The sequence below is a fragment of the Leifsonia sp. 22587 genome (assembly GCF_052044215.1).
GTDB lineage: Bacteria > Actinomycetota > Actinomycetes > Actinomycetales > Microbacteriaceae > Leifsonia > Leifsonia shinshuensis_C.
The window spans coordinates 305366-326893 of the sequence record NZ_JBQENB010000003.1 but is presented as its reverse complement, the minus strand read 5'-3'; the positions used below and the strand labels follow the sequence as shown (position 1 = coordinate 326893).

Annotated in this window: 21 protein-coding genes; 5 read left to right on the top strand and 16 right to left on the bottom strand. The window is 70.3% G+C overall.

The annotated features are described in order from the left end of the window. Positions 1–78: 78 nt before the first annotated feature. From ACTJI1_RS13725 to ACTJI1_RS13685, 9 genes are all read right to left on the bottom strand, one after another. Positions 79–495, bottom strand: coding sequence for a Fur family transcriptional regulator (locus ACTJI1_RS13725; protein ID WP_310132597.1), 417 nt, complete (start codon positions 493–495; stop codon positions 79–81). Between the two features lie 6 nt (positions 496–501). Continuing rightward, positions 502–1407: a metal ABC transporter permease gene (locus tag ACTJI1_RS13720; RefSeq protein WP_440743069.1), complete on the bottom strand. Its 906-nt coding sequence runs from the start codon at positions 1405–1407 to the stop codon at positions 502–504. Beyond that, a complete protein-coding gene (locus ACTJI1_RS13715) occupies positions 1404–2264 on the bottom strand; it encodes a metal ABC transporter ATP-binding protein (protein WP_310132601.1) in 861 nt (286 codons plus the stop codon). Before ACTJI1_RS13715 ends, ACTJI1_RS13720 begins: the two co-directional genes overlap by 4 nt. Next, complete coding sequence (locus tag ACTJI1_RS13710) at positions 2261–3163, bottom strand: metal ABC transporter solute-binding protein, Zn/Mn family (protein ID WP_440743068.1); 903 nt, start codon at positions 3161–3163, stop codon at positions 2261–2263. Before ACTJI1_RS13710 ends, ACTJI1_RS13715 begins: the two co-directional genes overlap by 4 nt. A 94-nt stretch (positions 3164–3257) precedes the next feature. Then, positions 3258–4649, bottom strand: coding sequence for a dihydrolipoamide acetyltransferase family protein (locus ACTJI1_RS13705; protein WP_440743067.1), 1392 nt, complete (start codon positions 4647–4649; stop codon positions 3258–3260). A gap of 47 nt (positions 4650–4696) precedes the next feature. Further along, positions 4697–5656: an alpha-ketoacid dehydrogenase subunit beta gene (locus ACTJI1_RS13700; RefSeq protein ID WP_440743390.1), complete on the bottom strand. Its 960-nt coding sequence runs from the start codon at positions 5654–5656 to the stop codon at positions 4697–4699. A gap of 389 nt (positions 5657–6045) precedes the next feature. Continuing rightward, entirely contained in the window at positions 6046–7185 is a 1140-nt protein-coding gene (locus ACTJI1_RS13695) for a thiamine pyrophosphate-dependent dehydrogenase E1 component subunit alpha (RefSeq protein WP_440743066.1), read from the bottom strand. Between the two features lie 4 nt (positions 7186–7189). Further along, on the bottom strand, positions 7190–8299 hold the full coding sequence (locus ACTJI1_RS13690; protein WP_440743065.1) for a pyridoxal phosphate-dependent aminotransferase: 1110 nt from the start codon (positions 8297–8299) through the stop codon (positions 7190–7192). Positions 8300–8341: 42 nt separating this feature from the next. Continuing rightward, positions 8342–8833: a hypothetical protein gene (locus tag ACTJI1_RS13685; protein WP_440743064.1), complete on the bottom strand. Its 492-nt coding sequence runs from the start codon at positions 8831–8833 to the stop codon at positions 8342–8344. Between the two features lie 56 nt (positions 8834–8889). On the opposite strand from ACTJI1_RS13685, the gene ACTJI1_RS13680 reads away from it, so the two are divergent. Further along, positions 8890–9276, top strand: coding sequence for a phage holin family protein (locus ACTJI1_RS13680; RefSeq protein ID WP_310132617.1), 387 nt, complete (start codon positions 8890–8892; stop codon positions 9274–9276). A gap of 69 nt (positions 9277–9345) precedes the next feature. Beyond that, positions 9346–10725: an adenylosuccinate lyase gene (gene purB, locus ACTJI1_RS13675; RefSeq protein WP_440743063.1), complete on the top strand. Its 1380-nt coding sequence runs from the start codon at positions 9346–9348 to the stop codon at positions 10723–10725. An 18-nt stretch (positions 10726–10743) separates the two neighbouring features. Here purB and ACTJI1_RS13670 read toward each other — a convergent pair whose 3' ends face one another. Both ACTJI1_RS13670 and ACTJI1_RS13665 read right to left on the bottom strand, forming a co-directional pair. After that, a complete protein-coding gene (locus ACTJI1_RS13670; RefSeq protein ID WP_440743062.1) occupies positions 10744–11046 on the bottom strand; it encodes a hypothetical protein in 303 nt (100 codons plus the stop codon). A 26-nt stretch (positions 11047–11072) separates the two neighbouring features. Continuing rightward, positions 11073–11675: a DUF308 domain-containing protein gene (locus ACTJI1_RS13665; protein WP_440743061.1), complete on the bottom strand. Its 603-nt coding sequence runs from the start codon at positions 11673–11675 to the stop codon at positions 11073–11075. Between the two features lie 96 nt (positions 11676–11771). On the opposite strand from ACTJI1_RS13665, the gene ACTJI1_RS13660 reads away from it, so the two are divergent. Further along, complete coding sequence (locus ACTJI1_RS13660; protein WP_440743060.1) at positions 11772–12485, top strand: Pr6Pr family membrane protein; 714 nt, start codon at positions 11772–11774, stop codon at positions 12483–12485. On the opposite strand, the gene ACTJI1_RS13655 is transcribed toward ACTJI1_RS13660, so the two are convergent. Both ACTJI1_RS13655 and ACTJI1_RS13650 read right to left on the bottom strand, forming a co-directional pair. Further along, on the bottom strand, positions 12433–12942 hold the full coding sequence (locus ACTJI1_RS13655) for a hypothetical protein (RefSeq protein WP_440743059.1): 510 nt from the start codon (positions 12940–12942) through the stop codon (positions 12433–12435). The two genes, ACTJI1_RS13660 and ACTJI1_RS13655, sit on opposite strands and share 53 nt — an antisense overlap. 78 nt (positions 12943–13020) lie before the next feature. Further along, entirely contained in the window at positions 13021–14406 is a 1386-nt protein-coding gene (locus ACTJI1_RS13650; RefSeq protein ID WP_440743058.1) for a dihydrolipoyl dehydrogenase family protein, read from the bottom strand. Positions 14407–14479: 73 nt separating this feature from the next. On the opposite strand from ACTJI1_RS13650, the gene ACTJI1_RS13645 reads away from it, so the two are divergent. Then, a complete protein-coding gene (locus ACTJI1_RS13645) occupies positions 14480–15400 on the top strand; it encodes a cupin domain-containing protein (RefSeq protein WP_440743057.1) in 921 nt (306 codons plus the stop codon). A 3-nt stretch (positions 15401–15403) separates the two neighbouring features. Here ACTJI1_RS13645 and ACTJI1_RS13640 read toward each other — a convergent pair whose 3' ends face one another. Next, positions 15404–18223: an ATP-binding protein gene (locus ACTJI1_RS13640; RefSeq protein WP_440743056.1), complete on the bottom strand. Its 2820-nt coding sequence runs from the start codon at positions 18221–18223 to the stop codon at positions 15404–15406. Between the two features lie 111 nt (positions 18224–18334). Between ACTJI1_RS13640 and ACTJI1_RS13635 the strand changes: the two genes are divergently transcribed. Continuing rightward, on the top strand, positions 18335–18583 hold the full coding sequence (locus tag ACTJI1_RS13635) for an SCO4226 family nickel-binding protein (protein ID WP_310132635.1): 249 nt from the start codon (positions 18335–18337) through the stop codon (positions 18581–18583). A 24-nt stretch (positions 18584–18607) separates the two neighbouring features. On the opposite strand, the gene ACTJI1_RS13630 is transcribed toward ACTJI1_RS13635, so the two are convergent. Beyond that, positions 18608–19696 carry a DNA glycosylase AlkZ-like family protein gene (locus tag ACTJI1_RS13630; RefSeq protein ID WP_440743055.1) on the bottom strand — a complete coding sequence of 363 codons (1089 nt, stop codon included), beginning with the start codon at positions 19694–19696 and terminating at the stop codon, positions 18608–18610. Positions 19697–19724: 28 nt separating this feature from the next. Continuing rightward, complete coding sequence (gene dnaB / locus ACTJI1_RS13625; RefSeq protein WP_018189010.1) at positions 19725–21098, bottom strand: replicative DNA helicase; 1374 nt, start codon at positions 21096–21098, stop codon at positions 19725–19727. Positions 21099–21528 lie beyond the last annotated feature (430 nt).

Genomic DNA, 21528 nt, shown 5'->3' with positions numbered 1-21528 from the left:
CGACTTCCCTACGCATGAAAGTGTGGGGGTTTCGTACACGATCTGAGCGGGAGGAGCCCACTCAGCCAAAGAACCATTCTACGCCATGGATGCGGGGCCGGCCAAATCAGCCTTGGCTGTGCACGAGGCGCACAGGCCGAACACGTCGACGACGTGCTGCGCCTGCGTGAAGCCGTGCGCTGCCGCCGCCTGCCGCGCCCACTCCTCGACCGCGTCCGCCTCGATCTCGACGGTGAGCCCGCAGTTGCGGCAGATGAGGTGATGGTGGTGGCCCGTGGTGCACGCCCGGTACAGGCTCTCGCCCTCGGGCGACTGCAGCGAGTCCGCGTCGCCTTCCGCGGCGAGGTCGGCCAGCGCGCGGTAGACCGTCGCGAGGCCGATCGGCGACCCCGCCTCGTGGAGGCTGAGGTGCAGCCCTTGCGCGCTGATGAAGCCCTCCGTCGAGGTCAGGGCCTCGCGGACGGCCTCCCGCTGCCACGTGTTGCGCTTCACCATCCCAGGCTATCCCGCCCGGCTCACGAGCGGCCGTGAGCCCTCCGGCCGGCGGTCGCGCGTGACCGCTCGGCGCCGCGTCCTCCGGCCGCCCGCGATCCGGCACACCACGTAGATGACGAACGAGATCGTCGTGACGTAGGGGCTGATCGGGAGGGCGCTGCCGAGGGCGAGCATGATCCCGCCCACCACCGAGACCAGCGCGAAGACCACGCTGAGCACGGGGACGGCGAGCGGGGACGACGAGATGCGCATCGCTGCGGCGGCCGGTGTGACCAGCAGCGACAGCACGAGCAGTGCGCCGACGATCTGCACGCTCACCGCGACCGCCAGCCCGAGCAGCACCATGAACGCCAGCGCCACGAACCGGGTCGGGATGCCGCGCGCGGCCGCCACATCCGCATCCAGGCTGTCGAAGGTCAGCGGGCGCCACATCAGCAGAAGCGCGATCAGCACGATCGCGCCGATCACCAGCAGCGAGCCCAGCTGGGGGTCGTCCACCGAGACGATCTGCCCGGTGAGCAGCCCGAACTTGTTGGCGCTCCGGCCGGGATACAGCGCGAGCGCCAGGATGCCGAGCCCGAGCCCGAACGGCATGAGCACCGCGATGATCGAGTTGCGGTCCCTCGCTCGCGCGCCGAGCACGCCGATCAGCACGGCCGCGATCAGGGAGCCGATCAGCGAGCCGGCCACCACGTTGACGCCGAAGAGCAGCGCGATCGCCGCGCCGGCGAAGGAGAGCTCGCTGATGCCGTGCACCGCGAACGCCATGTCGCGCTGCATCACGAACACGCCGATGAGTCCGCCGACGATGCCCAGCACGGCCCCGGCGAAGATCGAATTCTTCACGAGCAGCAGCAGCTCGCCGTAGTCCGTGAAGTCGAAGAGCTGCGACCAGATGTCGAGGTGCATCATGCGGCGGGCTCCGGGTGCGCTTCGCGGGTGTGTTCGTGGTGGTCATGGGTCTCCGCGTCCGGGATGCCCACCACGACGATGCGGCCCCGGCTGCGGATGACGTCCACCGGGGTCCCGTACAGGTCCGTCAGCACGTCGCTGCGCAGCACCTCGTCGGGCGTGCCGGTGCGGAACCGGCCGCCGGCCAGGTAGAGCACGCGGTCGACCATCCCGAGCACGGGGTTCACGTCGTGCGTGACGAAGACCACCGCGCTGTCGTGCTCGCGGCGCCGCCGGTCGATGAGCTCGCTCACGCCGCGCTGGTGCTGCAGGTCGAGCGAGAGCAGCGGCTCGTCGCAGAGCAGGAGCGCCGGGTCGCCGGCGAGGGCCTGGGCGACACGCAGCCGCTGCTGCTCGCCGCCGGAGAGGGAGCCGACCGCGGCGTCCGCGTAGCGGCGGGCGCCGACCGCGTCGATCAGGCCGTCGACCTGCTCGCGGTCCGCGCGGCGGGGGAGCGGGAGGCCCCAGCGGTGACCGTTCACGCCGAGGGCGACCAGGTCGCGGGCGCGCAGCGGAGTGCCGGCGGGGATGAGCTTCTGCTGCGGGATGTAGCCGATGCGGCGATCGCCGCGGCGGACCGCGTGCCCCTCGAAGGCGATCTCGCCGGAGTCGAGACGCTGCTGGCCCAGGATGGTGCGCAGCAGGCTGGTCTTGCCGGAGCCGTTCGGCCCGAGGACCGCGACGAACTCGCCGGCGTGCACATCCAGGTCGAGGCCGCTCCACAGCGTCCGCTCGCCGAACCCGAGGGAGGCGTCGCGCAGCCTCAGGACGACGTCGCGATCGCCGGGCGCTGCCACTCGCTGCAACGGTTCGCTCATCGTGCCAGCGCCTTTCCGATCTCATCGAGCACGCCCTGCATCCAGCCCGCATAGTGCAGGCCGTCGGGCAGCGTCTCGGTCACGGGCACGACGGGGATGCCGGCGTGCTTCGCCGCGGCGAGCACCCGTTCCGTCTGGGCCCCGGTCGTCTGCTCGTTGTAGACGAGCAGCCGCACCTGGTGGCCGCTGAACAGCGCAAGCGTGTCCTTGAGCACGACCGGGGAGACGTCGTTCTCCTCCTCGATCGCGGCGCTGAACTTCTCGGGGGTCTTGTTCTGCAACCCGATGGCGTCCAGCAGGTAGAGCGGCACCGGCTCCGTGATGGCGACGCCCTCACCGGCGTACGACGCCTTGAGCTTCGCCTCAGCCGCCTCCAGTGCGCTCAGTCTCGCTTCGAAGGCCTCGGCGTTCTTCTCGAACTCCGCCTTCTTCGACGGGTCCGCCTTCGCCAGCGCGACGGTCAGCGCGTCGGTCAGCGTACGGATCGTCGGGATGTCGTACCAGACGTGCTCGTTGAGCTCGCCGTCCACGGGCTTCTTGCCCGAGAGGTCCACGACGTTCAGGACGGTCGCGCTCTCGCTCTGCGCGCCCTTCACCAGCGTCTGCATGAAGTCGTCGTAGCCTCCGCCGTTCTCGATGACGACGTCGGCCTTCTTCACGGCGAGCTGGTTCTGGGCGCTGGCCTCGAAGGAGTGCGTGTCCTGAGCCGGGTCGGACATCAGCGAGGTGACGTGCACGGATTCGCCGCCGATCGTCTCGGCGATGTCGCCGTACACGTTGGTGCTGGCGACGACGCGGAGGGTGCCATCCGCCTCAGCGGACGGGGTGGAGCAGCCGGCGAGCGCCAGCGCGGTCACGGCGGCGAGCGCCAGGGCGGAGACGAGGGAGCGCGTCTTCATGGGGAGCCTGTCTAAGTCGCGAACGACACGAAGCGAGGGCACGCGGTCGCGTGCACCGCAACAGACTACGGCTTGTTGAGAATGATTGTCAAACTCAGTCGAGCAGGAGCGCCGGCTCCTCGATGATGGACGCCACATCCGCCAGGAAGCGCGAGGCGACGTCGCCGTCGACCACGCGGTGGTCGAACGAGGCCCCGAGAGTCGTCACGTAGCGCGGGCGCACCTCGCCGTCGACCACCCACGGCTTCTGCTTGATCGTTCCGAGGGCGACGATCCCGACCTCGCCCGGGTTCAGGATGGGCGTGCCGGTGTCCATCCCGAACACGCCGATGTTCGTGATCGTGATGGTGCCGCCGCTCATGTCGCTCGGCGGCGTCTTGCCGTCGCGGGCCGTCAGCGTCAGCTGCTCGAGGGCTCGCGCGAGCTCGAGCAGGGTCATGCCCTGCGCCTCCTTGACGTTCGGCACGATCAGCCCGCGCGGAGTCGCCGCGGCGATGCCGAGGTTCACGTAGTGGTGGACGACGATCTCCTCATCCGTCCACGTCGAGTTGACCGTGGGGTTGCGGCGCACGGCCCAGATGATCGCCTTGGCCATGATCAGCAGCGGCGACACCTTGACGCCCGCGAAGTCGGCCGAGTTCTTCAGACGCTTGACGAACTCCATGGTTCGGGTGGCGTCGACGTCGACGAACAGGCTGACGTGCGGCGCGCTGAAGGCGCTCGACGTCATCGCGCTCGCGATCGCCTTGCGCACGCCCTTGACCGGGATGCGCTCCTCGCGGTCGTCCGGCCACTCCGGCGTCTGGATGTTGCGGAACACGGTCGCCTGCGTCGCCTCCCGCACCACGTCGTCCCTGGTGATGTCGCCGATCGGACCGGTCGGGGTGACCAGCGTGAGGTCGACGCCCAGGTCCTTGGCGAGCTTGCGGATCGGCGGCTTGGCCACGACCGGACCGGAGGGCCGGGCCGCCGGGGCGGTCGCGCGTGCGGTCGCCGGCGCCTGCGGCGCGTGCGCTGCGGCGGCGGGTGCGGCGGACTGCTGCGGGATGCTGCCGCTGAACGCGACGGGGATGGATGCCGTGCCCGGGTGGCTCACGCGGCGGCGCCGGCTGCTGCCGTGCCCGGCCGAGCCGTAGCCGACCAGAACGGCGCCCGGCTTCGGCTCCTCCTCGTGCGAAACGGTCGCGGCCGCGTCGGCCACGAGCTCGTCGGCGGGTGCAGGCTCGGGAGCGGGCGCGGGGTCGCCTCCGGCGGTGACGGTGAAGATCGGCGTGCCGACCTCGACCGTCTGCCCCTCCGTGACGAGGAGTTCGCCCACCGTGCCCTCGAACGGCGACGGCAGCTCCACCAGCGACTTGGCGGTCTCGATCTCGACGATCACCTGGTTGACCGCGACCTGCTCGCCGGGCGCCACCTTCCACGAGACGATCTCCGCCTCGGTCAGACCCTCGCCCACATCGGGCAGCAGGAACTGGGACTCGCTCATGTGCGACTTCTCTCTGTCAGGGTGCGGCGTCGCTGCGCCGCCGGCGTTCAGTACGCCAGCGCTCGGTCGACGGCCTCGAGGATGCGGTCGGCGTCGGGGAGGTAGAGCTCCTCGAGTTTCGCCGGCGGGAACGGGACGTCGAAGCCGGCGACGCGGATCACCGGGGCTTCGAGCGAGTAGAACGCCTTCTCGGTGACCGTCGCCGCGACCTCGGAGCCGACGGACACGTTGCCCGGCGCCTCCTGCGCGACGATCAGGCGCCCGGTCTTCTGCACCGAGGCCACGACCGGTGCGTAGTCGATGGGGGAGAGCGACCGCAGGTCGATGACCTCGATGCTGCGCCCCTCCTCGGCGGCGAGCTCGGCCGCGCGGAGCGCGACGCTGACCATGCCGGCCCACGCGACGACCGTCGCGTCGGTACCGGTACGGACGACGCGGCTCGCGTGCAGGGGGGTCGCGTTCTCGACCAGGTCGACCTCGCCCTTGGGCCAGTAGCGGCTCATCGGCTCGAAGAAGACCACGGGGTCGTCGGAGCGGATCGCCTCCTGGATCATCCAGTAGGCGTCGTGCGGCGTCGACGGCGCGACCACGCGGAGGCCGGCCGTGTGCGCGAAGTACGCCTCCGGCGACTCCTGGTGGTGCTCGACGGCGCCGATGTGCCCGCCGTGCGGGATGCGGATGACGACCGGGAAGCGCATTTTGCCGCTGTGGCGGTTCGTCATCTTGGCGAGCTGCGTCGTGATCTGGTCGAAGCCGGGGAAGACGAAGCCGTTGAACTGGATCTCGACGACCGGGCGGTACCCGCGCATCGCGAGCCCGATCGCGGTGCCGATGATGCCCGCCTCCGCGAGCGGGGTGTCGACGACCCGCTGAGTCCCGAACTCCTGCTGCAGTCCCTCAGTCACGCGGAAGACGCCGCCGAGGGGGCCCACGTCCTCGCCGAGGATGAGCACCTTCGGGTCGTCGGCGAGTGCGCGGCGCAGACCGGCGTTCAGCGCCTTGACCATCGGGAGCGACTGGATGCGCGGCGCGGGGGCCGGCGCGGGGGCCGCCTCCTCGGACGGCTGAGCCGCCTCGGGTGCGTCCGCCGGCGCGTGATCCGCGGCGGCGGCATCCACGCCGACCTCCGCGGACGCCTGAGCGTCGGCGTTCGCCTGCGCTACGGCGGCCGCGTCCTCGTCTTCGATCACGAACTCGCGCGTCCACTCCTGCTCGGCGACGTGCTCTTCGAGCACGCGCGAGTCGGGGTCGCTCTCGATGATCTCGACGACATCGATCGCCTGGGTGTCGAGAGAGGTGCTGTTGACCGCGCCGTCGCCGTCATTCGCGCCGCCGTCCTCCGGATGGCTCTCGATCAGTTCGGCCTCCACGTACTCGGCCTCGCTTCTCACGTCGCTCATGCGTCACCTCCGAACGATGCCTCGTACTCCTCGAGCCATCGCCGCTGCTCCTCGGTCACCGGGTGCGGCTCACTGTAGACGTGGTCGAACATGGAGGCCACGCTCGGTGTGCCGAGCTCCAGCGTGCGCCGGCGGATGTCCGCCGCGAGGTCGGCACCCTCCTCGTCCGCGCTGTCGAAGAACGCCTGCCCGACGCCCTGCTGCTCCAGGAAGATCCGGAACCGCAGAATGGGGTCGCGCTCGGCCCAATAGGTGACTTCTTCGTCGCTGCGGTACTTGCTCGGGTCATCGCTCGAGGTGTGCGCGCCCATCCGGTACGTCAGCGCCTCGATCATGCTCGGGCCTTCGCCGTTGCGGGCGTCGTCCAGGTGCTTGGCGGTGACCGCATAGGAGGCCAGCACGTCGTTGCCGTCGATCTGCACGCCCGGGATGCCGAAGCCGCTGGAGCGCAGGTAGAGCGGGGTGCGGGACTGCGTGCTCACCGGCACGGAGATCGCCCAGTGGTTGTTCTGCAGGAAGAAGACCTGCGGGGTCTGGTAGCTGGCGGCGAAGACGTACGCCTCGCTCACGTCACCCTGGCTCGTGGCGCCGTCGCCGAAGTAGACGATGGAGGCCGCATCCTTCTCGGGGTCGCCCGTGCCGACCGCTCCGTCGAACTTGATGCCCATCGCGTACCCGGTCGCGTGCAGCGTGTGCGATCCGATGACCAGCGTGTACAGGTGGAAGTTGCCGACGGCGGGGTCCGTCGGGTCCCAACCGCCGTGCGTCGTGCCACGCAGCAGGCCGATGATCCCGATGGGGTCGATGCCGCGGATCATGCCGATCACGTGCTCGCGGTACGACGGGAACAGGTGGTCCTGCGGCTTCGCGGCGTGCGCGGAGCCGACCTGCGCGCCCTCCTGGCCCTGGCTGGGCACCCAGAGGCCGAGCTGGCCCTGCCGCTGCAGGTTGGCCGCCTCGTTGTCGAAGGCACGGACCCGCACCATGTCGCGGTAGAAGCGGCGGTAGTCGTTCTCGTCGAGCCGCTCCAGATACGGGAGGTACTCCGCCGACGTCTCGCTCGGCTGGAAACGGCCGTCCGCTGTCAGCAGCTGGACCGTGTTCGCCGGGCGCGGATTCTCGTTCGTCGCAACCACCGTACTAACCTAACCGCTTGCCGGGGTGGCCATTTGGTAGGTTCCGCACAACATCGGCCGCCACCTGAAGGAGTTTGTCCACAGACTGCTCCTCGCCGACACTGATCCGGATGCCCTCCGGCGGGAAGGCGCGGACCGTCAGGCCCGCATCGAAGAAGGCGTCGTTCGCGGCCTCCGTCTGCTCGCCCGTGGCCAGCCAGACGAAGTTGCCCTGCGCCTCCGGAACCGCCCAGCCCTGCTCGAGCAGCGCATCCCGGAGCCGGTCGCGCACCATGGCGATGCGGGCGACGCGCTCCATGAGCTCGTCCTCCGCGTCGATCGACGCGAGGGCGGCGACGCGGGAGGCGTCGGTGACGGACAGCGGGATCGCCGCCGACCGCGCCGCATTCAGCACGGCCGCGGGCCCGACGGCGTAGCCGATGCGGAGCGCCGCGAGTCCGTACGCCTTCGAGAACGTGCGCAGCACGACGAGGTTCGGGTAGCGCGAGAGCAGCGGGATGCCGTCCACGGCCGCGTCATCGGTGACGAACTCGTAGTACGCCTCGTCGAGCAGCACGAGCAGGTCGGACGGGACGCGCGCCATGAACGCCTCGAAGTCCGCGGCGGTGACGATGGTGCCGGTCGGGTTGTTCGGGGTGCAGACGATGACGACGCGGGTGCGGTCGGTGATGGCGTCGGCCAGCGCGTCGAGGTCGTGGCTTCCGTCCGCCCGGTTGGGCACCTGCACGCTGGTCGCGCCGGCGACAGTGACCAGGCCCGGGTACGCCTCGAACGATCGCCAGGAGTACACGACCTCGTCGCCCACCCCGGCCGCGGCGGAGATCAGCTGAGAGAGCAGGGCGACCGAGCCGCTGCCCAGGTGCACCTGCTCGACGGAGACGCCGTGGCGCTCGGCCAGGCGCGCGCGCAGGTCGGCGCCGCCGGCGTTCGGGTAGCGGTTGAGCTCCCCGAGGGTCGCGGCCACCGCATCCACCACGGAGGGCAGCGGCGGGTACGGGTTCTCATTGCTCGACAGCTTGTAACCGTCGGCCGGCGCCGGGCGCCCCTGCCGGTAGGCGGGGACGGCGACGATCTCCGGGCGCAGTCTCACGCCGAGCGTGTCATCGGAACTCACAGACCCAACTTAGCCGCGCCCGCATACCGGCAGGGGAATTCCCTAAGCCTGTGGACGGCGGCGCTGGGCTGTGAGCCGAATCGAGGAGTTGAGGAACGCGAGTCCGAGAAAGGCGAACTCCACCGACAGGATCACCCAGCCGTCATTTCGGCTGTCCGAGTCGAACAGCGGGCTCGAGGCACTCAGGAGATAGAGCGCGCCGAGCCACCAGCCGATGAGAGGCCGCGCCGACAACCTCCACCAGGCTCGAGGCGGAGCGACCGGTTCTCCCCACCCGCGGAACGAGCGAGCGACCGCGATGATCGTCACCGCTGTGAGCGTCTGAGTGATGACAAGGTTCACCACCTCGGGCACGAAGCGCCCGAGCGCGAGGGAGATGAGCCAGATGCTCGCATTCTGCGCGACGAGGACCGCGAACTTGTGCCACGGGTTCATGACGCGAAGCGGCCACCACTGCAGCGGCCGGTACACCTTCTTGGTCGACGCATCGTCCAGAGACTCTGGTGCCACCAGGCCGTCGGGTCGTCTCGCCACGCGCCGACTCTAGCGGACCCCTGTACCCCGGTGCCGGTCACTGCGAAGATGTGGCCATGCGATTCCTGCTCAGACTGGTCGTCAACGCCTTCGCCCTGTGGCTCACGACGCTGATCGTCAGCGGCGTGACCGTGAAGCCCTATGCGGATGACACGACCGCGCTCGTGCTGACCTACCTGCTCATCGCGCTGATCTTCGGTGTGGTCAACGCGATCGTGGGGACGGTGATCCGCGTCGTCGCGTTCCCGCTGTACATCCTGACGCTGGGACTGATCTCCCTGCTCGTGAACGCCTTCCTGCTGTTCATCGTGTCGTGGATCAGCGACGCGATGGGCTTCGGGCTGCACATCGACGGCTTCTGGTCGGGTGTGCTGGGGGCGCTGGTGCTCGGCATCATCGCGTGGCTGCTGGGCCTGCTGATCCGCCCGGTGAGCCGGGACTGACGTCGTCGGGGCCGCTCCTCGTGCGGGAGAATGGTGGGGAACCCGCCGCCTGATCCCGCGAGGAGCACCATGACCGCCCTGCCTCCCCAGCCGCTCAGCCCGCTCGACGGCCGTTACCGGTCCGCCGTGCTCGGACTCGGCGACCACCTCTCCGAGGCCGGGCTCAACCGTGCACGCGTGCAGGTGGAGGTGGAGTGGCTGCTCTACCTGACCGAGCACGGGATGTTCGGGTCGTCGCCGCTCACGGAGGAGCAGAAGCGGGGGCTCCGTGCCCTCGCCGACGACTTCGGGCAGCCGGAGATCGACCGGCTCGCCGAGCTGGAGGCGACCACCAAGCACGACGTGAAGGCGGTCGAGTACCTGGTCCGGGAGCGGCTGCACGCGCTCGGTCTCGACAGCATCGCCGAGCTGACGCACTTCGCGGCCACCAGCGAGGACATCAACAATCTCTCCTACGCCCTGACCGTCAGCGCCGCCGTGCGCGAGACGTGGCTGCCGAAGTTTCGTGCAGTCATCGCGGAACTGCGCGCGCAGGCGAAGCAGTACCGCGACGACGCCATGCTGGCCCGCACCCACGGCCAGCCGGCGACGCCCACCACGATGGGCAAGGAGCTCGCGGTCTTCGTCCACCGCCTCGAGCGGGTGCGGGAGCAGATCGAGGGCGGCGTGCACCTCGGCAAGTTCAGCGGAGCGACCGGCACGTTCGCCGCCCATCTCGTCGCCGACCCCGAGGCGGACTGGCCCCGCATCTCACGCGAGTTCGTCGAGAGCCTCGGCCTCGACTGGAACCCGCTGACCACGCAGATCGAGTCGCATGACTGGCAGGCGGAGCTGTACAGCCGCATCTCGCACGCCAACCGCATCCTGCACAACCTCTGCACCGACATCTGGACCTACATCTCGCTCGGCTACTTCCGCCAGGTGCCGGAGCCGGGCGCTACGGGCTCCTCGACGATGCCGCACAAGGTGAACCCGATCCGGTTCGAGAACGCCGAGGCGAACCTGGAGCTGTCGAGCGCCATGCTGGACTCGCTGGCCGCGACGCTCGTCACCAGCCGGCTGCAGCGCGACCTGACCGACTCCACCACCCAGCGGAACATCGGCGTCGGGCTCGGCCACTCGCTGCTCGCCCTCGACAACATCGAGCGCGGCCTCGGTCAGATCGCCATCGACCGTCAGGCGCTCGCCGACGACCTCGACGCGAACTGGGAGGTGCTCGCCGAGGCCATCCAGACCGTGATCCGGGCCGAGGTCACCGCCGGACGCTCGACGATCTCCGACCCGTACGCGCTGCTCAAGGAGCTCACCCGCGGTAAGCGGGTCGACCACGCGGCCCTCATCGCGTTCGTCGAGGGGCTGGAGATCGGGCAGGCGGCGAAGAACCGGCTGCTGGCGCTGACGCCCGCCGGGTACATCGGGCTGGCGTCCGAGCTGGTCGACTACCTGTAGGGGCGCAGCGGCGGGCGGTCAGTGGCCGCGCGGGCGGTCGTCGCCGTCCTGCCGCGCCTGGGCGGCCTTGGCGCGGGCCTCCGCATCCTGCTCGTGGATGTCCTCGACCTCCGCCTCGGTCGGCTTGAAGGCGAGCGCGAACAGCGCGAGCAGAACCAGGGCGATGATGAACGTCACGCCGAGCGCGATCCCGGCGAGCACGAACTCGCGCGTCGCGATCAGCACGATCAGGCCGACGAAGACGGCCAGGCCGGCCGAGATGCCGATGAGCTCGACGGGGAGGAAGCGGTCGCGCCGCGAAGGCTGCAGGTTCTGGGTCACTCGAGGGTCTTTCTTGTCGCGCGCGGTCACGATCCGCTCTCCGCTCCGCGGGCATCCGCCGTCGGGCGGGAGGCCCCTCGCAGCGTCGCGGCGCCGATCCCCTGGAAGACGCCCACGATGACGGCCCACGCCCCGAACAGGCCGATCGCGAGCACCGCGTCGGCGGGGATGAAGAGGAGGACGAGGGCGAGCACCGCGGTGAGAGCTCCGGTGATCAACCAGTCGCGGGCGGCGGCGTCCCGGCCGCGCTCGCGGATGCCGTTGTACAGCTCCAGGAATCCGGCGAGTGCTGCCCAGACGGTGACGAGGTAGAGGAACAGCCCCAGCCCGCCGCCCGACAGGGCGAGCGCCACCACGCCGGCGACGACGCCGATGGCGCCCTGCACCGCGAACAGCGTGCGGGTGAGGCGACGGCCGGCGAACAGCCAGCTCAGGATGCCCGTGGCGAGTCCGTCGACGAGGGCGAACACGCCGAAGACGATGAGTCCGAACGCGGCCGTGTGCGCGTCCCGGGTGAACGTGATCACCGCGCCGGCGGCGAGGGCCGCCAGGGCCCGGATCGCGGGGACGACCCAGTACCGGCTGTGCGCATGGACGGTCGGGCCCGGGGCAGGGACGGCGGTAGCCATTCGGCGACCTCTTTCGTACGGATTCGCCCTCCAGTCTAGTCAACGGCTTCCTGCGCGTTCGCCGCATCGTGGGGCCGCGCTCGCTACGATCCAGGCATGCGAATCGGTTTCGCGGTCCTCCGCGCGGTGGTCGTCCTCCTCATGGTCGCCGCGGTGGTGACCCAGCTCGCGACGAGCATCCGGTCGACCAGCGAACGCGGCGGCGACGTGACCGGTCTGGTTCTGAACTTCTTCAGCTTCTTCACGATCGACTCGAACGTCTTCGGGCTCGTCGTGCTCGCCATCGGCGCCGTGCTGCTCGTGGTCCGCACCGGCGACGACCCGGTCTGGTACACCGGCATCCGAGCCGCGGCGGTCACCTACCTGGTGACCACGGGGGTCGTCTACAACCTGCTGCTCCGCAACATCCCGCTGCCGCAGGGGACGACCGTCGCCTGGTCGAATGAGGTGCTGCACGTCGTCGCGCCGCTCTACCTGCTGATCGACTGGCTCTTCGCGCCGGGCCGCACGCCGCTGCGGCTGCGCGCGGTGTGGGGTATCGCCGCCTTCCCCATCGTCTGGGCCTTCTACACGCTGCTGCGCGCTCCCATCGCTGCCGAACCGGTCTCCGGAACGCGCCCCTGGTACCCCTATCCGTTCCTCAACCCGCACACGAGCCCGAACGGGTACCTCTCGGTCGCGTTCTACGTGCTGCTGATCGCAGTGGTCATCCTCGCCGCCGGGTACGGCGTCGTGTGGATCTCGCGCCGCTGGGCGGTCAGACCGCCAGCGGACGCGGAGCCGGCTCCTCGGCGCGTGCCCACAGGCTGAACGCGGCGAGCGCCCCGAGGGCGAGGAGGAAACCTCCGATCGGCGTCACCGTGTCGGTCACGCCGTGCTGCGTCACGAGCGCGGACACGATCCCGGCGATCACCCCGGCGACGGCGACCGTCGCGAGCGCGTACGAGATGCCCCGGGCCGCGCCGCCGAGAACGATCCCCCGGATGACAAGGGCGACGGCCCCGGTCAGCCAGAGGATGGCGACCGGCACGGCGAGCAGCATCCCCAGCGGGTCCCGCAGCAGCACGCCGGGCGTGACGTAGACCAGCGCGGCGGACAGCGCGAGCACCAGGCCGAGCCCGAGCGACGCGAACAGGCGTGCGCGGTCGGTGCGCAGAGCCGCGATCGGCTCCCGCAGCGACGGCCACGTGAACGACAGGGCGAAGGCCACGAGGGCGAGCGCCACACTGCCGGCGCCCTGCAGCACGGGGAGGATGATGCCCATCATGGATCCCATTGAACCCCCGCCCGGGCGGCGGCGCGTCCTCCGCGAGGATGATCCGCCGCCCTGCGCTCGGGTCCCGTCCTACCCGACGATGACACCGAGGACTTCATTCAGCGCCTCCGTCGAGCTCGGGTGCGTGTAGATCGCGTTCTTGAGCGTGGTGGCCGTGACGCCCTGGCGCATGGCGAGCGCGATCGTGTTGATGATCTCCTGGGCGTCGATGCTGAGGATGGCGGCGCCCAGGATGAGGTCGGTGTCGGCGTCGAGGATGAACTTCATCACCCCGCGCGTCTCCTCCATCGTGTACGCCCGCGGCATCGCGACGATGTCGGCGACGTTCTCGCGGGCCACGCGGATGTTCAGCCCGCGTTCGCGCGCTTCGCGTTCGGTCATCCCGACGGTAGCGAGCGGCGGCGTGATGAACAGCGTCGCGGGCACGGCCGCCCGGTCGGCCGTGCTCCGCTCCCCGCTCCCCAGCAGCTGGTCGATCACGACCCGCGCGTCGTCCAGCGACACGTACGTGAACTGCGGGCCGCCGTTGACGTCTCCGAGGGCGAAGATGTGCGGTTGCGTCGTGCGCAGCCGGTCGTCGACCACGATCGCGCCACGGGCCGTAGTCCGGACACCCGCCGCCTCCAGACCCAGGGCCGCCGTGGCCGGACGGCGTCCGGTCGCGGCGAGGAAGGCATCCGTCCGGATGTCGCGCGTCCGCCCGTCCTTCTCGTAGCTGATGATGGCGGCGCCGTCGGTGTCCGCCACCCCCGTGACGCGGGCTCCGGTGATGATGGAGATGCCGTCGCCCTCCAGGATCCCGGTCGCGACGGCCGCGACGTCCTCGTCCTCACGGACCAGCAGCCGGTCGGCAGCCTCCAGGATGGTCACCTCCGCCCCGAAGTGCCGGTAGATGGAGGCGAACTCCAGGCCGAGGTAGCCGCCGCCGATGATGACCAGCCGGCGGGGGAGTGTCCCCGTCCGTGTGAGGTCGGTGCTGCTGACGAGGTGGGCGCTGTCTGCTAGGCCCGGGATGTCCGGGACGATCGGCTCCGAGCCGGTGTTGATCAGGATGGTCGGCGCTGTGACCGTGATCCGGTCGGCGTCCCTCCCCACCTCCACCGTGTGCGGGTCGACGAATCGGGCGGTGCCGGTGATGACCGTCGCGGTGTCCTTGCCGTCGAGAGCGTCGAAGTTGCCGGCCCGGAAGGCGCTGGTCAGGGCGCGGACGCCCTCGATCGAGTTGGCGAAGAACTCCTGGGCCTCATCCTCCAGCCGCTTGGAGGTGGAGTAGTGGACCAGCATCTTGGTCGGGACGCAGCCGACGTTCGGGCAGGTTCCGCCGTACATGTCGGCGGACTGCTCGATCAGGATGACCCGCTTCCCCGCGTCGGTGAGAGCGTGCGCGGCGGTCTTCCCGCCTTTGCCGAATCCGAGGACGAGAACGTCCGCGGTGAGTGCTGTCGTGGTTTCCATGCTTGCAGTCAACAGCGACGGTCATGATACTTGTACATGTTCGCGTATCAAGAAAATGCTCGAAAGTCTCACAGTGGATGACATCAGCCGGATGCTGCGCATGGCGCGTCTCGAGGCCACGCTCGACAAGCGGTGCCTGCTCGGAGCGTCGACGACCATGGTGGTGCAGCCCGGTGCGGAACGGGAGGTGCCGTTCCATGTGCTCCTCGAGGGCGAGCTGAAGTTCGAGGTCGGCGGCCGCCTTTTCCCGATGGTCGCCGGCGACGTGATCGTCCTGCCCGCCGCCGTGCGGCACCGGGTCATCACCTCCGGCTCCCTGCCCGCCCGCGGAACGGTGGAGACCGCGGGCGCCACCTTCACGCGCACCTCCAGCGCCGGAGGCGGGCCGGCCGTGATCGACCTGTTCTGCGGCCACTACCGCGTTGCCCCGGGCGCCGGCGCCATCCTGTTCGGTTCGTTGCCCACGCCGACCCACGTGTCACTGTTCGAATCGGAGGCGGGCAGGTCGGTGCTCCTGCAGCTGAGCGCGCTGATGCGTGCCGAGGCCCAGCACGACGGTGCGGGGAGTGCGGCCATCATGTCGGCGTTGTGCACGGTGCTCATCGCGCTCGTCCTCCGCACCTCGGCGAGCGCGGGCGCTCATCGCGGCCTGTGGACGGCCGCCGCGGACGGGCCGATCGCCGACGTGATCCAGCGCGTGGTGCAGAAACCCGGGGACTCCTGGTCGATCGCCGCACTGGCCCGCGATTCGGCGATGTCGAGGGCGACGTTCATTCGCCGCTTCCAGGCGGCGACCGGGACCACGTTCGGCCGATTCCTGGTTCGTACCCGCCTGATGTGGGCCGCCGACCTGCTCGCCGGCACCGACCTGACCGTGTCGACGATCTCGTCGCAGGTCGGCTACCGCTCCGAGTCCGCGTTCACCCGGGCGTTCCGGGAGGAGGTGGGCGTCACTCCCGCCCGCTTCCGCCGGGCGCAGAGGTCGGAGGCATGAACCTCACCGGGCCGAACCGCGCCGCGCCTCCTCGACGGCCCAGGCGGCGATCTCCGTCCGCCGGGCCGCGCCCAGCTTCGCGAGGATGTGCTCGACATGCGTCGCCACCGTCTTGGGTGCGATGTGGAGACTCTCTCCGATCTCACGGTTCGTGGCCCCGGCCGCGACGAGTCGCGCGACCTCGTGCTCGCGCGAGCTCAGCACCGACATCTCGGCACCCCGCGCCAGGCGCCGGGTGAGGGCGTCCGTTCGCGCGAGCAGCGCGTCGGCGCCGGCTGCCTCGGCCCGGGCGCGCGCCGCGTCGACCAGGGCGGCCGCCTCGGCCGGACCGCGGGTCCGTCGGGCGCATTCCGCGCGGTCGAGCAGCGCCTGAGTCCCCTCCCACCATCGGTCCACTCGATCCCAACCGTCCCCGGCAGCGGCGAGCAGCTCCTTCGCCCGGCTGAGCCGGCGTTCGGCCAGCGCGACGAGCGCCTCGGCATGCGCGATGCCGTACTCCGTGCCGGGGATGCCCCGCGACCGGACGAGCGCTCCCGCCCGCTCCACCCATCCACGGGCGCCGGTGACGTCGCCCAGAAGAAGGTGCGCCCGCGTGCCGGTGACCAGGTAGGGGAAGGCGTACGCAGCATCCTGGATCGCCTCCGAGCCCCGCCGACCCCGCTCGCACAGTTCGATCGCGCGCTCCGCGTCGCCGTCGGCGAGAGCGACCTCCGCGAGCCCCCACAGGGCGGGGGAGAGGCGTTGCAGCTCGTTCATGCGCTCGCCGATCTCCGCCGCCTCGGTGAGCAGGGCGGAGGCCCGACGGGTGTCGCCGCGCGAGAGGGCGACGTAGCCGAGCACGTGCAGGGCGGTCACCTCGGTGGTGATGCCGCCGCGTCCGTCGGCGCGCGCCCGGCTCGCCCGCCGTTCGGCCGCGTCGAGGGACCCCGTCGCCCACTCAACGTGAGCCAGGTGCGCTTCGAGGTAGTGGGCGTCGTTCCAGCGCTCGATCCGCGTGGCGTACGCGATTCCCTCCTCCAGCCACCGGCGTCCGCGCCGGTACTGGAGCAGCACCGACGCGGAGGAGCCGATCATGCGGTACGCGCGGGCGGCCGCGGCCTCCCATCCGCGGGCGGCGGCCACCGAGGCCGAGTGCTCGAGGAGTTCCCAGCCCTGCTCGCCCGCGCCGGCGAAGACGAGCACGGCTCCCCGCGTGACGTCCACGGCGAGACTCTCTTCGGGGTCGTCGGTGAGGAGCTCGCGCGCCTCCTCGGTCAAGCGGAGGCTGAGGTCGAGACGGCGATCCAGCATGGCGGCAGCGGCGTCGGCCGCGAGGAGGCGGCCGCGGACGTGCTCCGACGCAGGCGTCGCACCGACGCCGGCGATCCAGTCGAGGGCCTCTTCGATGGTTGCGGCTCGCGCCTCGTATCCGGCGCCGAGGAGGTGCCGGGCGGCGACGAGCGCCGGCACGGCGGCGGCCGCGGCCACGGGGTCTCCCGCCTCGTGGAACAGTTCGATGGCCCGGGAGAACTCCCGTTCGGCCTCCCGATTGGCATCCGTCGCGGCGAGCTCGGCTCCCAGCAGCCGGTGGAGCTCTGCCCGCTCGGCCACCGGTGTGCCGGAGGGGACCGTGCGCTCCGCCCGGCGATACAGGTCGACGGCCTCACGATGGGCCGACAGAGCCGCGGCCCGTCCCGCCGCCCTGCGCGCTCGGGCGTACGCCTCGTCGGCGCGCCCGGCACGCTCGAAATGGCGGGACATGGCTGCGTCGGAGAGCTGCGGCACTGCCCCGACGACGCGTGCGTGCAGTTCGCGTCGCCTGGCCGCCGGCACCGAGCCGTACACGGCGTCGCGGATCAGCGCGTGACGGAAGTCGAACCCGTCTCCGGCCGGGACGACGAAATTCCCCGCGATGAGCTCCTCCAGCGCTGCGTCGACACCCGCGGCATCGCCCAGGACCGCCCCCAGCGAGCCGCGATCGAACTCCCGCCCGATCACCGCCGCGGCGGCCAGAGCGAGGGCCGCGTTCTCACCGAGCCGCGCCATCCTCACGACCACGGCCTCGCCGATGGTGTCGGGGACAGCATCCACACCGACCGCGACCAGTTCTTCGACATGCAACGGGATTCCGTCCGAGGCGTCGAACAGCCGGTCGACCTCGTCCGCGGCGGGCTCCTCCCCTCCGATGGATGCGAGCATGCGCCGGGTGCCGTCGCGGTCGAGGCGCTCCAGCACCACCTCCTCAGCGCGTCGCTGGGCGAGCAGCCCCAACCGCCACGTCGTGAAATCCCGGGACGTCTCCGGTTCTTCGGAGCGATAGCTGGCGACGACCAGCGAGGGGACCAACGGCAAGGACACCGTGACCCGCTGCAGCACATCGAGGCTGAGCTGGTCGGCCCAATGCAGGTCTTCCAGGCGGAGCAGCAGTGGCGTCGCCAGACCCTCCGCCAGCGTCGCAGCGAGTTCGGCGACGAGGATGCGCCGCGCGCCCTCCGAAGCGGCGTCATCGGCGGCTCTCAGCACCAGTTCCCGAAGCCGATCGGCCGCCGCATCCTGCTCGGCCTCACGCAGCGCCGCAGCGATGCCGAGGAGGAGCAGCCCCGGCGTGCCGCGGTCACCCGCGAACGAATCTGCCCGGACGGACCGGCCGCCCGCTTGCAGGACGAACTCGTCGAGAAGACGCGACTTGCCGATGCCGGCTTCACCGCCCACGAGCAGCATTTCGCCCCGTCCCGCCGCCGCCTCGGCCCTCCGGCGCAGTACGAGCGCCATCACGTCCTCGCGCCCGACGAACAGCGGACAGACTCTGGCCACGCCGCCCGCGGGCGGCGACCCCGTGCCCATGAGCGCAGTGTAGCGCCGGAACCGTTTCCGGAAGAAGGCGAGATGGGTCGGATGACCGATGTCGTGGCGGCCGCGGTCGGCGAGGCTGCTGTCATCAGAAAGGAGCCGATCATGGCCACATTCATCGACGTTCACGACGGATTCGTCGACGTCACCAGGGAACAGCTGCAGGAGGCGCACGATGCCGACGCTGCGATCGAGGCCGAGGAGGGCGTGCACATCGAGCGTGCGTGGCTCGACCCGGTGAGCGGGAAGGTGTTCTGCCTGTCCACGGGGCCGTCCAAGGAGGCGCTCATGCGCATCCACGAGCGCGCCGGGCATCCGACCGATCAGGTCTACGAGGTGAGCATCCAGGTCTGACAGGCGCCACGGCCGCGATCCGCGCTATCGCGGGACCTCGACGCCGATCCAGGCGGCGAGCTCGGTGATGGCCGCGTCCACGGCGTCGCGCGTGCCGGCGGTGAACGGCGCATCTTCGTGCACCGCCGCCACGCGCAGCAGCCCTGCCTTGCGGTCAGCGGTGGCGTCGAGCTTGCCGACGAGGCGATCGCCGTGGAGGATCGGCAGCGCGAAGTACCCCCAGCGGCGCTTCGCCTCGGGCTTGTACATCTCGAGCAGGTACTCGAAGCCGAAGAGTTCCTCGCTGCGCACCCGGTCGTGCACCAGCCGGTCGAACGGCGAGAGCAGGGCGGTACGTCCGGCGAATGGCTGCCCGACCGCATCGGGGTCGACACGCCACTCGCGTGAGCTCCCGTCGACGCGCGCCGGTTCTCCCGCGTCGCCCACCAGTTGCGGGCGTGCGACGCCGAGGGCCTTCAGCCGTCTGGCGTCGCGGATGCCTTTCGCCTCGCGCTCGGGGACGACCTGGATGCCCGCCGGGTAGACGCGTTCCGCGAGGTCCCACGTGCGCTGGCGGCCGACCCGGCCGGCGACGGCGACCTCACCGAGGCCCTGGAGCAGTTCGAGCATCATCGTGACGTTGCGGTTGTGCGTCCAGCCGGAGGAGCCCCACGGCGCCTGGCCGGTGTCTGGGATGTCCTTCGACATCAGCGGGCCTTCGGCGCGGAGGCGGTCGAGCACGTCCCGCCGGAAGCCCGGGTTCGCCTCCAGCCAGGCCTTCCATCCGCCGTGGACGGGCCCGGCGGACATGCGGTCGAGATTGAGCCCGAGGTCGGAGACGGGCCGGACCATGGCGAACGGCGGCTGGACGGGATCGTCCTGTGCCTTGAGCTCGTAGAGCAGGCGGTCGCACTCGACAGCCTGCTGGAGCTGCTCGGGCCGGTAGCCGGCGCCGAGCCGGGTGTAGGCGATGAGATCGGCGCTCGGAGCGATCACCGCCGTCGGGTCGAGCTGAAGGAACGTCAGGTGCTCGACGAGCGGGACGACCTCGGCGACGGCGACCGCGGCCCGGGCGTCGAGCCGCTGGGCGCGAACGGCGATCCGCCGGGCTTCGTCGCGATCGAGGGTCAGCATGGGTGCAGGCCGGTCAGCTCACACGCGCTTAGATCGGCGCCATGTCCGTGAAGCGCGAGTACATGCCCTGGAAGGCGACCGTGACGGTGCGGGTGGGGCCGTTTCGGTGCTTGGCGACGATGAGGTCGGCCTCGCCGGCGCGGGGGTTGTCCTTCTCGTAGGCCGACTCGCGGTGGAGGAGGATGACGACGTCCGCGTCCTGCTCGATCGATCCCGACTCGCGGAGGTCGCTCAGGGCGGGGAGCTTGTCGGCGCGCTGCTCCGGGCCACGGTTCAGCTGCGACAGGGCGATGACCGGCACCTGCAGCTCCTTCGCGAGCAGCTTGAGCGCACGCGAGAACTCGCTGACCTCCTGCTGGCGGCTCTCGACCCGCTTGCCGCTGGTCATCAGCTGCAGGTAGTCGATGATCACCATCTTGAGGCCCACCCGCTGCTTGAGCCGGCGGCACTTGGCGCGGATCTCGACGAGCGTCATGTTGGGGCTGTCGTCGATGTACAGGGGGGCGTCGTTGATGCGGCCGCGGGTGGAGGCGATGGTCGTCCAGTCGCGGTTGTCGACTGTTCCCTTGCGCATGTTCTGCAGCGGGACGGTGGCCTCGGCGGAGAGCAGACGCATCGCGATCTCGCTCCGGCCCATCTCGAGCGAGAAGAAGATCGTCGGCATGTCGTGCTTGATCGCCGCGGCCCGGGCGAAGTCGAGCGCGAGCGTCGACTTTCCGAGCGCGGGTCGCGCCGCGACGATCACCATCTGGCCGGGGTGCAGGCCGTTCGTCAGCTCGTCGAGCTCGGCGAAGCCGGTGGGGACGCCCGTCATCGAGCCGTCCTTGTGCTTCGCGGCCTCGATCTCGTCGATGGCGACCGTGACCGCCTCGGTGAGCGGAACGTAGTCCTCGGTCTCCTGCGTGCCGGTGACGGAGTAGATCTCGGCCTGCGCGTTGTTGACCAGGTCGAGCACCTCGCCCTCGGCCTTGTAGCCCATCTGCGTGATGCGGGTTCCGGCCTCGACCAGGCGGCGCAGCAGTGCCTTCTCGCCGACGATGTTGGCGTAGTAGCCCGCGTTGGCCGCGGTCGGCACGAGGCTGGTGAGCGTGTGGAGGTACTCGGCTCCGCCGGCCCGGGAGAGCTCGCCGATCTTGGTCAGCTCGTCGGTGACGGTGATGACGTCCGTCGGCTCGCCGTGCGAGTACAGCGACAGGATCGCGTCGTAGATGATCTCGTGCTTGGGGATGTAGAAGTCGGTGCCCCGGATGACCTCGACCACGTCGGCGACGGCATCCTTGCTCAGCAGCATGCCGCCGAGAGCGCTCTGCTCGGCCAGGAGGTCGTGCGGCGGCGTGCGCTCGGGGGAGCGGGCGTCGCCCGGGTCACGACCGTCGGCGAGACCGATATGGGCGATCGACACGTTCACTCCTCCACTGTTTCGCGCGGGCACGACGAGACCATGCCGGGACGCCGGCTCGCGCTGGTCGCACGAACCGCTTCCCTGGCTCGATTGTCGGGACGACCTCCGACATCGCCGCTCTGCGGCGGCTGTCGTCCGTCGACGTCGGTCAACACTATGAACCCCATCCCCACATCACAACTCAGCCTGTGGATAAAACTGGGGAGAATCTGCGCGAAACGCCGTGGAGTGTGTGTAGAAGGTGTGTGGAACTCTGTGGACAACAAATGAGCTTGCGCGGCTTTATCCGATTTGATCGGGACTTTTTCTTTCCCCACCCTGTGTGTAAAAAGTTCCTTGAACCCTGTGTTCAACGTTGGGACGTGGGCGCCCGGACCTGTGTACAAGACGGGGGAGAATCCCCTTAACGAGAGGTAGCGGCGGGCCTTCG